Origin of the sequence: Thalassospira sp. UBA4513 (assembly GCF_002388495.1) — a bacterium.
In the GTDB taxonomy this organism is placed as follows: Bacteria; Pseudomonadota; Alphaproteobacteria; order Rhodospirillales; family Thalassospiraceae; genus Thalassospira; species Thalassospira tepidiphila.
Genome location: NZ_DGMR01000038.1, coordinates 182,850 through 197,695, shown reverse-complemented (window position 1 = coordinate 197,695; position 14,846 = coordinate 182,850). Strand labels below are relative to the sequence as shown.

General features: G+C 52.7%; 14 protein-coding genes and 1 tRNA gene. 9 read left to right on the top strand and 6 right to left on the bottom strand.

Annotation, left to right across the window (positions count from 1 at the left end):
- Positions 1-29 precede the first annotated feature (29 nt).
- Positions 30-218 (bottom strand): hypothetical protein, encoded by a 189-nt coding sequence (locus B2T33_RS16530; protein WP_008889908.1) that lies wholly within the window; start codon positions 216-218, stop codon positions 30-32.
- Positions 219-666: 448 nt separating this feature from the next.
- On the opposite strand from B2T33_RS16530, the gene rpmB reads away from it, so the two are divergent.
- Both rpmB and B2T33_RS16520 read left to right on the top strand, forming a co-directional pair.
- Positions 667-960 carry a 50S ribosomal protein L28 gene (gene rpmB, locus B2T33_RS16525; RefSeq protein ID WP_008889909.1) on the top strand — a complete coding sequence of 98 codons (294 nt, stop codon included), beginning with the start codon at positions 667-669 and terminating at the stop codon, positions 958-960.
- Positions 961-1,351: 391 nt separating this feature from the next.
- Entirely contained in the window at positions 1,352-1,918 is a 567-nt protein-coding gene (locus tag B2T33_RS16520) for an HNH endonuclease (protein WP_008889910.1), read from the top strand.
- A gap of 92 nt (positions 1,919-2,010) precedes the next feature.
- Here B2T33_RS16520 and B2T33_RS16515 read toward each other — a convergent pair whose 3' ends face one another.
- The 4 genes from B2T33_RS16515 to B2T33_RS16500 form a co-directional block, all read right to left on the bottom strand.
- On the bottom strand, positions 2,011-4,194 hold the full coding sequence (locus B2T33_RS16515; RefSeq protein WP_286792657.1) for a TonB-dependent siderophore receptor: 2,184 nt from the start codon (positions 4,192-4,194) through the stop codon (positions 2,011-2,013).
- 148 nt (positions 4,195-4,342) lie between these two features.
- Positions 4,343-5,230 carry a helix-turn-helix transcriptional regulator gene (locus tag B2T33_RS16510; protein ID WP_197147638.1) on the bottom strand — a complete coding sequence of 296 codons (888 nt, stop codon included), beginning with the start codon at positions 5,228-5,230 and terminating at the stop codon, positions 4,343-4,345.
- A gap of 233 nt (positions 5,231-5,463) precedes the next feature.
- Entirely contained in the window at positions 5,464-5,970 is a 507-nt protein-coding gene (locus B2T33_RS16505; protein WP_197146660.1) for a disulfide bond formation protein B, read from the bottom strand.
- Positions 5,971-6,013: 43 nt separating this feature from the next.
- A complete protein-coding gene (locus B2T33_RS16500; protein WP_008889914.1) occupies positions 6,014-6,601 on the bottom strand; it encodes a YqaA family protein in 588 nt (195 codons plus the stop codon).
- Between the two features lie 215 nt (positions 6,602-6,816).
- Between B2T33_RS16500 and B2T33_RS16495 the strand changes: the two genes are divergently transcribed.
- Positions 6,817-6,902: transfer RNA gene (locus B2T33_RS16495), tRNA-Leu, on the top strand.
- 151 nt (positions 6,903-7,053) lie between these two features.
- Here B2T33_RS16495 and B2T33_RS16490 read toward each other — a convergent pair.
- Complete coding sequence (locus tag B2T33_RS16490) at positions 7,054-8,094, bottom strand: LacI family DNA-binding transcriptional regulator (RefSeq protein ID WP_197146661.1); 1,041 nt, start codon at positions 8,092-8,094, stop codon at positions 7,054-7,056.
- Between the two features lie 184 nt (positions 8,095-8,278).
- Between B2T33_RS16490 and B2T33_RS16485 the strand changes: the two genes are divergently transcribed.
- From B2T33_RS16485 to B2T33_RS16460, 6 genes are all read left to right on the top strand, one after another.
- Positions 8,279-9,301: an ABC transporter permease gene (locus tag B2T33_RS16485; RefSeq protein WP_197146662.1), complete on the top strand. Its 1,023-nt coding sequence runs from the start codon at positions 8,279-8,281 to the stop codon at positions 9,299-9,301.
- 59 nt (positions 9,302-9,360) lie between these two features.
- Positions 9,361-10,371 carry a substrate-binding domain-containing protein gene (locus B2T33_RS16480; RefSeq protein ID WP_008889917.1) on the top strand — a complete coding sequence of 337 codons (1,011 nt, stop codon included), beginning with the start codon at positions 9,361-9,363 and terminating at the stop codon, positions 10,369-10,371.
- A gap of 99 nt (positions 10,372-10,470) precedes the next feature.
- Positions 10,471-12,018 carry a sugar ABC transporter ATP-binding protein gene (locus tag B2T33_RS16475; RefSeq protein ID WP_197146663.1) on the top strand — a complete coding sequence of 516 codons (1,548 nt, stop codon included), beginning with the start codon at positions 10,471-10,473 and terminating at the stop codon, positions 12,016-12,018.
- Positions 12,015-13,079, top strand: coding sequence for an ABC transporter permease (locus B2T33_RS16470; protein WP_008889919.1), 1,065 nt, complete (start codon positions 12,015-12,017; stop codon positions 13,077-13,079). The genes B2T33_RS16475 and B2T33_RS16470 overlap by 4 nt, the downstream gene beginning before the upstream one ends.
- Positions 13,080-13,089: 10 nt before the next feature.
- Positions 13,090-14,091: a dihydroxyacetone kinase subunit DhaK gene (locus tag B2T33_RS16465; protein WP_286792656.1), complete on the top strand. Its 1,002-nt coding sequence runs from the start codon at positions 13,090-13,092 to the stop codon at positions 14,089-14,091.
- Positions 14,092-14,103: 12 nt separating this feature from the next.
- On the top strand, positions 14,104-14,739 hold the full coding sequence (locus tag B2T33_RS16460; RefSeq protein WP_286792655.1) for a dihydroxyacetone kinase subunit L: 636 nt from the start codon (positions 14,104-14,106) through the stop codon (positions 14,737-14,739).
- Positions 14,740-14,846 lie beyond the last annotated feature (107 nt).

The following is a 14,846-nucleotide window of genomic DNA, read 5'->3' as shown; positions in this document are numbered from 1 at the left end:
TCACAGTCCTGTTCTGCTGGGGGACAGAATCAGCGGCTAAAATCAATCAGAACAAGGAAGCTGACCGGCACAAGCGCCAGTGCGACATAAATCCAGAAGGACGCGATCGGAACGCCGAACGCGGCAAGAACATAACCGGCAAGGTAAAGTGCCAAGCCAATTACAGCGACCAGCAGAATGCCCAAAAGCGGCAGAGAAACTTTGCTATCTGATTTCATGTCCCGTCATGCTCCCGAAACGGATTTCTTAACTCATGGTGTTGAACCTACCATGCTGTGCGCGTAGGCGTTTTGATCCGTATCAATAAACGCGACAGTTTGAATCCAAAGGCCTTTGCAGGCATGAAGCAGGGTACTCTTATTATATAAACACAGAGAATCGATTGTTCGCACTGTCTCAGGATGGCGCAATTGCCTGTAAATGGGGTCTTTGTTATTGTCGCCCCGGTTTGGAAAATATCAGATTCCGTGCGGTTGAGTTGGGCAAATACCGGCACAAACCAAGGATTATCGTCAAAACAGCTCTGATAAGCGTTTTTGTCGCGGTTTTCGGTTGATGAAGGCTTGACGGCATGGGTTAGAGGCGGTAATAACCCGCTTCCAAGCGCGGGCCTGCATGTTCAGGCCAAGCGTCCTTTTGCGAATTTATAGACCAGGAGATCAGGTCATGGCACGTCGCTGCCCGGTATCCGGCAAAGGCGTTTTGGTCGGCATGAATGTGAGCCACGCCCACAATCGTACCAAACGTCGTTTCCTCCCGAACCTGCAGCCGACCTCGCTGCTTAGTGAGTCGCTCGGTCGTTCGGTGCGTCTGCGTCTGACCACCAATGCTGTCCGCACCATCGAAAAACGTGGTGGTCTGGATGCGTATCTGCTCAGCACTGCAAATGCAAAGCTGCCGGCAGATTTGGTGAAAATCAAACGCCAGGTCGCCAAAGCTGTTGAAGCAAAAGCTGCCTAATTAAGGCTTCTGCTTTACAGACAGAATTTACGAAGGCTCGCTTTTTAGCGGGCCTTTCGTTTTTTTCGGCTCTGGGCTTGGCCATCCGATGCATCGGTTCAGGTGCACCAGACAGGCTGCCAGACATCGTCGGGCGGCTTTTTTTGTGCCGTGCCGCACTGGCAGTTATCCAAGGGTTTCTTGGGCTACGCAAGGGTGCAGTCTCAATAAACGCGACTCGGCAGAACACGAGCTTTGCGCTTTTGGAAATTTGCTCTATACTTTGCTCTATCAGTGGTTTACGTCGCCGTGTCGCCCGGTTTGGTGAAACGTCATGATATGTTCATCAACAGCGATTCCCGGACCTGCTAAATAAGGCAAGCGACTCGGTAAACACGGTGGAGCGGATGGTATGCATTTATCGCCCAATGCGTGTCCGGCACTTGTTCTTAACGCCGATTTTCGGCCGTTGAGCTACTTCCCGCTATCTCTTTGGTCATGGCAGGATACGCTCAAGGCAGTCTTTCTTGAACGCGTCGATGTTCTTTCCGAATACGATCGCGAAGTACGCTCTCCTTCCTTTAAAATGCGCCTGCCCAGCGTCATCTCGCTCAAGGAATATGTCCCGCTTAAAAGCAGCCCGGCCTTTACCCGGTTTAACGTCTTCCTGCGCGATGAATTTTCCTGTCAGTATTGCGGCGACCGCCTGCCGACAAATGAACTGACCTTTGATCATGTCATCCCGCGTGCGCGCGGAGGGCGAACCAATTGGGAAAACATCGTCACGGCCTGTTCTGACTGCAACCTGTTTAAAGGCAGTCGATCGGTGCGCGAGGCTGGCCTGCGACTACGCAGGACGCCGGGACAGCCCTCGATGCACGAACTCCAGACCACAGGACGCCGTTTCCCGCCAAACTATCTTCACGAAAGTTGGCGGGATTTTTTATACTGGGATACCGAACTGGAATACGACTTCTAGTCGACACCAAAACTTTTACAAAGTTCAGCTTGGCAACGAAAAAGCCGACGGCAGGACCGTCGGTTTTTTTGTATTCGCTGGTTCAAGAAAACTTACAGATCGAGGGTAAGCTTTAGAAGTGCCGTACGTCCTTCGCCATAGCCGCAGGCCGTGGCTGAACTGCAACCTGCGACATATTCCTTGTCAAACAGGTTGCTGACATTGAGGCTGAGGTTCCACTGGTTCTCAACGCCGTAGCCAAGGCCAGCGTCAAACAATGTTGCTGCCGGTACTTCGTACTGGTTGGCCTCGTCCGCATAGGATGCGCCTTGATAACGTACACCACCACCTAGGCGAAGGCCGCTGAGCGTGCCCTGACGGATGGTGTAATCGAGACCAAGGGTCGCCATCTCGGTCGGGACGGTGACCGGTTGCTTACCAATCACACTTGCGTCTTCGTCCTTGGTAACTTCAAGGTCGTAGGCAGTTGCGCTAGCACTGAGCAGCAGGTTCTCAGTGATGTTCGCCTTGGCCTCAAACTCGATACCCTGTGAGTTAACTTCACCAAGCTGACGCTCGTTCTGGAAGGTGCCGGTAATCACGTTCTGACGGGTCAGGTCAAATACAGCAACCGTGAAAAGGCCATCGAAGCTATTGGGGACGTATTTCAGGCCTGCTTCATACTGGCTGCCGGTTTCCGGTTCATACACCCCTTGGGAGCTTGAACCGAGAACCGGGTTAAAGAACGTTGCAGCGCTTACATACGGGGTCAGACCATTGTCGAAGGTATATGCCAAGCCAGCGCGACCGCTCCACTCACCTGTGGTTTCGCTATAGTTGTTGTACCGGGAAATCGGATCGTCGCCATCGGTTTTGACATAATCATAACGACCATTCAGCGTCGTGATCCAGCCGTCACCAAATCGGATTTGATCCTGAGCATATACACCGATCTGGTTCATGACAATGTCCTGATCGAGATAGGCAGATCGTGCGACCTGTGCGGTGCCATGTACGGGATTCAGCGGATCAATATCGGTACCTGCGCCGGAATATTCTTTGCGCGACATATCAAACCGCTTTAGGTCGATGCCACCAAGCAATGTGTGATCAAGTGCACCGGTCTCAAAGCGCTGTTCGAGCTGGTTATCAAGACCGATGGATGTGATCTGGGTGCGGTGTTCGAACCCCCAGCGATCAAGGTCGTAATTGGTGGTTGTTGGTGATGTTCCACCGGTGGCATAGCCACTTGGGTAGTAGTAAATCTCATGAATGTCCGCATGTCCGATCCGCGCATTCTGGCGGAAGGTTAGGTCGTCATTGAGATCGTGTTCAAGTTCGTAACCGACCATAACCTGACGGCGCAGGTTTTTATCAAGGTCGGGTTCAGAGAAGTTGGTTTCCGGATCAATCTTGCCATAAGGCGCATCTTTGGCAGTGCCGAAATAGGGCAGGAAACCAAGGCCACCATTATGCTTGCCGTCCACGAAGGTAAAGCTGCTAAGCAGGGTCAGGCTGGTGTCTTCGTTCGGCGTCCAGGCTAAGCTTGGTGCAACCGTCCCCTGGAATCCTTCATTGTCGTCGGCCTGTTCGTCGCCATCGGTAAAGTTACCGGTCAGGCGGTATGCTGCAACGTCACTAAGCTTGTCGCTGAAATCGATGCCTGTGCCATATTTCCCCGTCTCGGTGACGGAAAACTCAAGACGGCGCAGTGGCACATCGGTCGGGCGTTTGCTGACATAGTTTACCATGCCGCCGGGATTGGTGCTGCCATACAGGACAGAGGCGGCACCGCGAAGGACCTCTACCCTTTCAAGAGTGTAATCATTGACCAAGAATGCGCCAAAGCCATAGGCGTAGTTTTGCAAGCCATCAAGATAAGCTCCGCTCTGGGTTGCTTCAAAGCCACGAATGAAGAACCAGTTGGTATCCGTGTCGGAGCCATAAGGCTGGGTGAATACGCCAGCGGTATATCGCAATGCTTCATCGACTTTGTCGACACCGCGGCTGTCCATCTCTTTGCGGCCGATAACGGATACGGATTGCGGGATTTCCTCAATGGCGGTGCCGGTTTTTGAGCCGGTTGCACTGTGTGTAGCAACATATCCGTTTACAGGAGCATGTGCAGGCTCTGCTTCGGACTCAATGATCAGAGGTTTAAGGGTAGTGCTTTCGCCGTCACGTTCTGTCGCGTCATCTGAAGACTGCGCAAGCGCAAAATCGGGTGCGGCAAAAACCAATGCAAGTGCCGTACCCAGCAAAAGGGTTGAAGACAATTTCTGTCCTGTAAAACGCATTTGGGATTCCCTGTATCGGTTGTCTTTGACGACGACCTGTCGGGCGGGAACCGGCGGGTCATCTGTGATGATGGCCTTTTCGATATCACGCGTTGGGGGATGGGATATTGAACCGGATTTCGGCGTATTGAACGGAATTTGGCTTAAGTTACGCGATCTGTTCCTTGCGCCATGCACCCGGCGTGGTGCCAACGATTTTGCGGAACACGCGGGTCAAATGCGCCTGATCGGCAAAGCCGACCCGAAGGGCGACCGACGCTAGCGGTGTCTCGGCATCTTTAAGCAGGGTTTTGGCGCGCTCCACCCGGGCTTTCATCTGCCACTGTTGCGGCGGCATGCCGGTACTTTCGCGGAAGGCCGAGCAGAAATAGGATTGCGAGAGCCCGGTCAACTGTGCCAGTTCATCAAGGCGGATGGTGCGTCCGCAATTCTGTTCGATATAATCGACCGACTTGCGCAAATGGTACGGTGCCAGTTTGCCGCGTTTGCGTTGCGGTTCACTTGCCGCGCGCGGTTGCAGCAGGGCCGCGGTCAACGCGCTGATCAAACCTTCGCCATAGATCTGCGGGCTTTGGTGTTCGCTTTGCAGGTCGTCGGCCAGCAACCGAACCAACGTATTGATGCGCGGATCACAAAAACCGATGCGGGGTGTTTCTAGGGTCGCGAGGTCAAGTGGGGCGCCCATGCTGTTTTCAAGCGCGTCGACATCAAGATGGATATCAAGATGGCGCAGACGACACGCGCCGAAGACCTCGGATGAGACCTCCATCCCGGCCGGGATATAGGACAGGCATCCTTTGCCGCGACGTTGCTGATCTGCCGCGTCATCTGAGGAACGGACGTTGATACGCCCATCGCCCACGCAATCAATGATCGCTACCAGACGCGGGGCTTGCGAAACATAGGTTCCCCCGGCCTCCGCTTCACATTCCACATGCCATAAATCGGAAATGGCGGTGTTCCAGCGACGGAACCGCAGGTCATCAAGAAGGGAAATACCTTCGATGTGGCTGGTCATATGCGGATGGAATGCCATGGCGCTCACGACAATGGGGTCCTTTGTGCAGTCGGAACTTATGGTGCGAATGGGTCTCAATATAACCGGGAATTTTCTGCAAACAATAACAATTCTCATTATCAGGCGAAGAATTGTCAGATTTCTGAGCAATTGTTCGCGCAAAAGGCGGCCTTTGGAAATGCAAAAACCCGCCTGACGTGTCAGACGGGTTTTGTGAGGCTTGGCTTCAGCAGCGTCGAAGGTGTTCGCGGTTATTTCTTCATCCAGCGCGACGATGCGATCAGGCAGAAAACAGTGAGTGCTGACGAGAAGAACACGTTGACCGTCGGCATGGTGATGCCAAACAGGGTCCAGTCGATCTTGTCACAGCGAATGATCGGTTGTGCCATAAGCTGCGCTTTGAGGTCTGCCACGGATGCGGCGCCGCTTTGCACGCCCCCACACATGGCGGGCCCTTCCCACCACAATTCCTGAACACCAACGTGGTAAAATGCAATCGCCGTTCCGACGGCAAAGGTCGCAGCACACAGATAAACCACCGCTCGTGCGGCGGCAGGAAAGCGGATCAGCAACAGCGCGACGATCGAAAGACCGGCAACCATATAAAATGGCACACGTTGATAAAGACACAGCACACAGGGAAGCAGCTTCTGGACATATTGCGCGTAAAAGGCAAAGCCAATGCTGCCCGCTGAAACCAGCAGCAGGGCAAGGGGTGGAAAGGCCGGGATGAAGCGTGGGCGCAGCAAATTGAACATCAGTTGGTCCGTTTATTGGCGTGCATCAGAATTTGGCGTCGGGTCAACCATGCGGGATCAGCTTTATCGCGGCAAACCCGCCGACAAGAACCACGATAAATATGGTGAAAACGAGGCCCAGTCGACGTTCGATGAAGTCGCGGATGACAGGGCCGAATTTCCAGATCAGGGCAGCAATGACAAAGAACCGCAATCCGCGCGCCAGGATCGATGCCAGCGTAAAGACAACCGGGTCAAGTGCGGTCACACCCGACAGGATGGTGATTACCTTGTAGGGGAATGGCGTTACACCGGCAATGAACACCGCCCAGGCACCCCATTCATTATAATAGTCGCGGAACTGATCAAACTTGTCGGCATAGCCATAAAGCTCAAGCACGGGCTGTCCGACCGTTTCAAACAGGAAGAAACCGATACCGTATCCGACAAGCCCGCCAAGGACAGACCCGACGAGGCAAATCAGCGCATAGCGCCAGGCGCGCGTCGGGGCGGCAATGATCATCGGGATCAGCAAAATGTCAGGCGGGATCGGAAAGACAGAGCTTTCAATCGCTGCAATGAAAAACAGGGCCCAGCCGGCATGGCGGTGGCCGGCAAGGTTCATGGTCCAGTCATAGAGGCTGCGGATCACGGCAATAGCGCCTTGTCATGTTGTCTGCGATTTGGGAGCGGCGCTTGGCCTTGAAAACAGGCCAGATCAAACCGCATTTTGCCGGCAATCGCAATGGCGCAGTTTATCCGTATCTACGCAGACGTATTTTTGCACAAAGCCCCATTGACCCGGCGAAATTTACGGCTATTATCCCGCCCGTTGATGGAGGGTGCGCACACGCACCCGAATTGCCTGCCCCTGTGGCGGAATTGGTAGACGCGGCAGACTCAAAATCTGTTTCACTTAGTGAGTGGGAGTTCGATTCTCCCCGGGGGCACCATCGCTTTTCCAAACCCAGCCGTAATCGGTTGGGTTTTGCTCTTTTAGCTTCCCACATCTTTTCCAGACGCTGCGTATTAATCGATATGTGCCACGTTGAGATACGGGGTGCTTAAAGGCAGTGTTGGCAATGGTGATGGAACATTGCGTTATCAGTCGGTTTTCTTCGGGGTTGTACTTGCGCGGACAACAAGCTCTGCGCCGACCTGAACCTTGACCGCAGGCAGGGAGCCCTCTGCATTTAAGAGTTCATCAAGTACCGTAACAGCCATGCTTCCGATTTTGCGTTTCGAAACATCTATCGTCGTTAAGGACGGGTCAAGAGTGGCGCTCATTGGAAGGTTATCAAACCCGACGATCGAGATGTCCTGTGGAATCTTATATCCTTTTTCTTTCAGGGCTTTGGTAAATCCATATGCCATGATGTCGTTCGCGCAAAAATAAGCTTCAGCAAGGCTGTCGTGATTGGAAAGCGCCTTGAAGCTATCTTCATATGCCGAGGCGATGGTGGAACCGATTGACAGGATGTGACTGCTGTTCACTGTCAGTCCGAGATGGTGCATGTTTTTCAGGAAGGCTTTCTTGCGCAGAGCAAAGTTTCGGGTCTGAGTTTCACTGCCGACAAAGCCAATTTTACTAAAACCAAGATCTTTTAAGTGCGAAAGCACGGTGTAAACCGCATCGCCATTGTTCATGTCGACGAAATTTGCATCAATGAGATCATAAAAAGAATCAATAAAAACAGTTGGTAATCTGAAGTCCTGGATTTTCTGAATATCTTCACGCGTTAGCTCGGTGCCAAGTATGATGGCGGCCGTTGCATCCGAATTTGCCAGGATGTCTGTGATGTCACTTGCTGTGACATTTTCATAGCTTAAAACCTGCAGCTTATAACCACGACTGGTTGCCTCTGATGACATACCGTCAATGTAATCAGAAATGAAATGGCTATGGTCACGGTTCACAGTATGACCGTGTTTGGCGATCTTGAGAAACTTGATGGTTTTCGCCGTTTTTTCGCGATTTTTGGGAGCGCGCGGCAGGTAGTTCAACGAAGAAACAACTTCAAGGACCCGTGAACGGGTAACGCCGGAAATTTCACCCTTGCCATTCAGAACAAGCGACACCGTAGAAGGGGAGACACCCGCCTGTTCGGCAATCTGTTTGATCGTCGGTTTGTTATTTTTTTTCATGTACTTAACCTTGGTGCTCTTCCCTGATTCTTCATTGTTTATGTTTTTTAGTAAACATCCTGCCGGATATCAATGCAACTGTGATGTAACAGTTTGTGTCAAACAGATGCTTGCCAACATAAAAATGAATTGATAGTTTTTAGTCAATAAACATAAAAATTTACTAAAAGTATGGGGAGGATCCATGCGCTTTTTTGACGGGCACCTGACCGTTCTAATCGGGCTGATCGTCACGTTGATGACGGCGGGCGCGATTGTTTCTGATGGAAACTATCTTTCGCTGTTTAATCTTCAGTCGATGGCGGGCCAAGTGCCTGAAATCGGGTTGTTGGCGATCGGTGTTTTGCTGGCGATGTGTGTCGGGAATGGCGGCATCGAATTGTCGGGGATCGCGTTGGCCAATCTTTCGGGCGTCGTCGCTGCGACCATTGCTGTAAGTTTTTTCTCTGCCTCTCAGGACCCGGAGATTTTCTCGCTCATCTTTATCGTGGTGGCATTGGCAACCGGGTTTCTTGGCGGTTTGCTGAACGGCCTGTTGATTGCCTATCTTAAAATCACGGCGATCCTTTGCACGCTGGGCACGCAAATGCTGTTTATCGGGCTTGCCGTTGCGATTTCCGATGGTCGTTCGGTAAGGGTTGGTGCACCGGGCCCGCTTTATGAAATCGGCAACGGATTGTTGTTTGAAATCCCGATCAGTTTCCTTTTGTTCATCGGGGTTGCCTGCATCATCGGTTTTGTTCTGCGCTATACGCCGTTTGGCATGTGGCTGATGCTCAATGGGTCAAACCCCAAGGCCGCTGAGTATGCCGGGTTTCCAAAAAACAAAGTGATCATTTCGACCTATACCGTAAGCGGCATCCTGTCGTCGCTTGCCGGGATCATAATTGCCGCGCGGACCATCAACGTGAAGTGGGATTACGGCACATCCTACCTTCTGGTGGCGATCCTGATTGCGGTGATGGCCGGTGTTAAACCCGAAGGCGGTTATGGGCGGGTGATCTGTGTTGTTCTGTCGGCAATCACGCTGCAGATGATGTCGAGCATGCTCAACTTCATGGGCCTTTCAAACTTTATTCGTGATTTCGCTTGGGGGGCCCTGTTGCTTGGGTTCCTCGCGATCGGGCGGTTCAGATTGCTTGATCTGATTAACCTGCAAAAACATGCGATCTCTGCCTCTGTGCGCAGCCCTCACGCACAGAAGTAATCAAAAATCAGAGGGAAACATCTGGCCAAACAGAATATTTCCAATTGGGAGGAAACATTATGAAAATTGCCAACCTTATGAAAACCACAGCTTTCGCACTGGCTGCGATGTCTGTTCTTGGTTTTGCTGCTCCGTCCTCGGCGCAGGACACAAAATCCATTACGACTGTCGTTAAAATTAGCGGTATTCCATGGTTTGATCGTATGGAAACCGGTGTTACCAAGTTTGCCGAACAAAACCCCGAAATGGATATTCGTCAGGTCGGTCCGGCAACGGCGGATTCCGCCCAGCAGCTTCAGATCGTCAATGATCTTGTGGCAACTGGCGTAGACGCACTGGCTGTTGTGCCGATGGATCCAGATATTCTCGAAGGTATCCTTGGCCGCGCGATGGACCGCGGCACAATCGTTGTGACGCACGAAGCCGATAACCAGACCAACACCCATGCCGATATCGAAGCATTCGATAACAGCGATTATGGTGCGGCCCTGAACGAACGTTTGGCGCAGTGCATGGGCGAAAAAGGCAAGTGGACAACGTTTGTTGGATCGCTGGGAAGCCGTACGCACATGCAGTGGGTTGGTGCCGGCGAAGAAAATGCCAAAAAATATCCGGGTATGGAATTGGTCGACCCGAACAATGAATCGTTCGATGATGCCAATGGTACCTATGAAAAAGCCAAGGAAATCCTCCGCAAACATCCTGACATCAAGGGCTTCCAGACTTCGGCTGGCAACGATGTTCTTGGTGTCGGACGTGCGATCGAAGAAGCTGGTCTTGCCGGCAAGGTCTGCCTGGTTGGTACCGGTCTTCCGAACCCGTCAACGGCCTATCTGGAATCTGGTGCGATCACCGCAATTGGTTTCTGGGATCCGCAGAAAGCTGGCATGGCAATGAATGCCGTTGCCAAGCTGATGCTTGAAGGCAAAGAAGTTACCGATGGCATGGACCTTGGTGTTGAAGGCTACGAAAGCGTGACCGTCACACCAGGCGCAGGCAAAGGTCTTCTGATTGTTGGCAATGGCATGGTCCTTGTCGATAAGGAAACCTACAAAGATTACCTTTTCTAAGCGAACCCGGTTGAGGCAGCCCGGAATGTGTCTTGGCATGTTTCGGGCCGCCCGGCCTCGTCAAAGGCCGGGACATGTCAGCAGGAAAGGGTCTGACTGGTGACGCAAAACACGCAGAAAAATCGCTGTTTTCTTGAACTAAGAAACATTCACAAACGTTTTGGCGGTGTCCATGCCCTGCGCGGTGTTGACCTGTCACTTGAAGCCGGGGAGGTATACCACCTGCTGGGCGAAAACGGTTGTGGCAAAAGCACCGTGATCAAGATCATGGCCGGGGCGCATCCGCCCAGCGAAGGCCAGATTGTTCTTGATGGCGAGGTGTTTAACGAACTTACCCCCATTCAATCTCTCGATTTCGGGATTGAGACCGTCTATCAGGACCTGTCTTTGATCCCCAATCTGAGCGTAATGGAAAATGTTGCCCTTGGGGAGCAACTGGTCGAAGGCCACGGCAGGCTTCTGCGCCGTATTGACCGGGCGCGGATGCAGCAAACGGCGACCAAAGCCCTGTCGCAAGTGGGCCTGGACGTAACACCAGAACTGATGTCGACGATTGTCTCGGAACTGCCTTTGGCAACACGTCAGCTTGTGGCAATTGCCCGTGCGATTGCCTGTGAAGCACGCCTTGTCATCATGGATGAACCGACGACGTCGCTGACCCGTCGCGAGGTGGAAAACCTTATTGATGTGGTCTCACGTCTGCGGTCGCAAAATGTCGCGGTGCTGTTTGTCACCCACAAACTCGAAGAATGCTATCGTATTGGCGGGCATGCGATCGTATTTCGTGACGGGCAATGCGTGGCACAAGGACCGATTGAAAGTTATAGCAGGGCCGATTTGGCCGAACTGATGACAGGTCGTCAAATCAGCGAAAAGCGATACCGCGAAGGTAGCCCTTTGGAAGATACGCTGATGTCGCTTTCGAACTTCAGCATGCCGGGCCGTTTCAACGATGTCGGATTTGATCTTCGCAAAGGCGAGGTACTTGGCATTACCGGGCTGTCGGATTCTGGGCGAAATGAACTTGCTTTGGCAATAGCCGGTATCCGGCCTGCGGCAAGTGGCACGATCTCTATCAATGACAAGAACATCCGCATTGCAACAGCATCGGATTCAATTGATGCCGGCATTGCCTATGTCCCGGAAGATCGTCTGTCCGAAGGCCTGTTTTTAAGCAAATCTATCTATCAGAACGAAGTGGCTCTGATCCTGCGTAAACTTGCGGGGTTCATGGGCATTCTCGACATGAAGAAGGGTAAGGAAATTGCCCGCGAAATTTCGGCCGACATGCGTCTGAACACCGCAGATATCGAATTGCCGGTTTCATCGCTTTCGGGTGGGAACCAGCAACGCGTTCTGATTGGTCGCTGGTTAAGCATCACTCCGGAAATTCTCGTGCTGCATGGTCCAACTGTTGGTGTCGATGTCGGGTCAAAGGACGCGATCTATCAGACAATTCAGAAAATGGCTGAAGACGGTATGGGGCTGATCATCGTCAGCGACGATTTGCCTGAACTTCTTCAAAACTGTGACCGCATACTTGTGATGAATGCCGGCGAGGTCGTCTCAGACCTCAATGGGGCATCCGCAAGTGAAGACGATATTTACCAGGCGATGCTTGGTTCAGTACAGGAAGGTGCAGCATGAGTTCGGCTGGAACCTCAAACAAACCTGCTCCGGGCCATGTATCGGCATCCGGGCAATTGCAGCAGCGCCGGGGATTGGGTGATCTGATTGCCAAGAAACCGGAATTGGTGACCTTGGGTCTTCTTATTGCCATTTGTATCGCTGTCGCCATTGCAAACCCGGCCTTTTTGCAGCCATCCACCCTGATTGATATTGGTCGTGCCAGTGTCGTGACCGGCCTGTTTGCATTGGGTGTTTTTGTGATCCTGGCGGCAGGCGGCATTGATGTGTCATTTACGGCCATCGCAGCACTGACGATGTATTCGATCACACTTCTGGCAATCAACCATGCACCGAACATGCCGATCTATGTCGTGTTCCTGATCGCGGTTGCCGGTGGCATTGCACTGGGCGTTCTCAATGGCTTTCTGGTTTATACGCTGCGTGTGCCGTCTCTGATTGTCACGATTGGGACGCAGTACCTGTTTCGGGGCGGCTTGCTGGCTTTTGTCGGCACGACCTGGATCATGGAGTTGCCCGGTCAGATGGGCACGTTCGGGCGTATTTCCCTGCTAGAATTTGAAACGGCAAATGGCGCAACGGTCAGTTTGCCTGTTTACTTCCTGATCCTGCCAGCAGCAGCGATCCTGACCTGGTGGATCATGCGCCGTACCCTGATGGGACGCGCCATCTTCTCGCTTGGTGGAAGTCCGGATGTCACCGCCCGTCTGGGGTACAACGTCAAGATCGTCCATCTTTTCGTGTTTGGTTATGCTGGTGCTTTGGCCGGCCTGGCAGGCATCGTTCATGTGACGGCCAACCGTTTGGCGAACCCGTTTGATCTTGTCGGAACCGAAATTGCGGTGATTGCAGCGGTTGTTCTGGGCGGGGCCCGGATCACCGGCGGAACCGGGTCGGTGATTGGCACCATGCTGGGCGTTTTGCTTGTCGTTGTGGTCGATAATGTTCTTGTGATGGTTGGAATTCCAAGCACATGGCAACGGGTGTTCGTCGGCGCGTTCATTCTGCTTGCCGCGGCGTTCTTCGTAACCCGTCAGCGCAAATTCAAACCTGCGAAATAAAGAGAAAATCATGAAAAAATTTATGAATGATCCGAAGAATTTCGTCGATGAAATGCTTGAAGGCATCTATCTGGCGAACAAAGAGGTCACCTATGTTGCCGATGACAAGCGCTGCTATGTCAAGGCCGAGCCGGTCAAAGGCAAGGTTGGCATTGCCACCGGTGGTGGTTCGGGGCATTTGCCGCTGTTTCTGGGTTATGTCGGCAAAGGCATGCTCGATGGTGCGGCTGTTGGCGGCGTGTTTCAGTCACCCAGTGCCGAACAGATGCTTGAAGTGACCAAGCATATCGATCAGGGGGCTGGTGTCCTTTACATTTACGGCAATTATACCGGGGATATCATCAATTTCGATATGGCGACCGAGCTGGCCGACCTTGAAGACATCAAGGTGATGTCGGTTGTCGGCAATGATGATGTGGCGTCCTCTGTCGTTGGTGAAGAACACAAGCGCCGTGGCGTTGCCGGGATATTCTTCCTTTATAAAGCTGCCGGTGCGGCCGCACAGGAAGGCATGTCACTTGAAGAGGTCGTTCGCGTTGCCGAAAAGGCCAAAGATCGCACACGCACCATCGGTGTCGCGCTGAGCAGCTGCATCATTCCCGAAGTTGGCAAACCATCCTTTGAAATCGGCGATGACGAGATGGAAATCGGCATGGGGATCCATGGCGAAAACGGTATTACCCGTAAAAAACTGACTGCTGCTGATCCGCTCGTCGACGAGATGATGGAGAAAATCTTCGCCGAGCAGGATTACAAGAAAGGCGACGATGTTGCCATTCTGGTTAACGGTCTTGGCGCGACACCGCTTGAAGAACTTTACATCATGTTCCGTCGTGTTTCCCAATTGATGAGCGAGCGCGAGATCAACGTGAAGCATGTTTGGGTCGGTGAATTTGCGACTTCGATGGAAATGGCCGGTGCATCTGTTTCGGTTCTGCATCTTGACGAAGAACTTGATCGCCTGATGGCTGCCAAAGCCGACACGCCATTCTTCAAACATTTCGCGCAGTAATCGGAGGCCATGATGAACACAATTAATACCGGCAATATTGCCGCCCTGTTCGAGGCCTTTCATGCCACATTTCGCGACAAGCGTGATGAGCTGATCGCCCTTGATGCCAAGGTCGGTGACAGTGATCTTGGCATCACTATGAATTCTGCGTTTGAGGCTGCCACTAAAACGGTCTCTGACATGGACGGTGAACCGCTGGGCAAGCAGTTCAAAATGGCTGGTGCGGCAATGGCAAAGGCAGCGCCCTCGACAATGGGGACGTTGACAGCAACCGGATTTATGCGCGGAGGCAAGGCTGTTGATGATACTGACGCGATTGGCACCAAGGAAATGACGGCCTTCTGGCGGGCGTATGCCGACGGGATTGCCGAACGCGGCAAAGCCAAACTTGGCGATAAAACTGTCTTGGATGTGCTTGAGCCCATCGCCCAAAGCCTTGAACAATCTGCCGACCAACACGCCCCGTTGGTAGATGCGGTTGCAGACGCCGCACGTGCCGGACAGGCAGCGCTGGAAGCAACCAAGGATATGGTCGCCCAGCACGGCAAGGCTGCGGCGTTTGCCGATAAAAGTAAAGGTCTTCAGGATGCGGGGGGCACGGTTGCCTTCCTGTTGATTGAAACGCTCGCACGCTTTGTAAAAGGCTGACTTTCTAAGTCTCAGCATGATTGCGCCGTGCTTGGGCGGCATGCTGAGACCTTTTCCTCCTTGCGCCACACCGCAATGACTTGCATCGAAAGGACCGGGTTATGGAG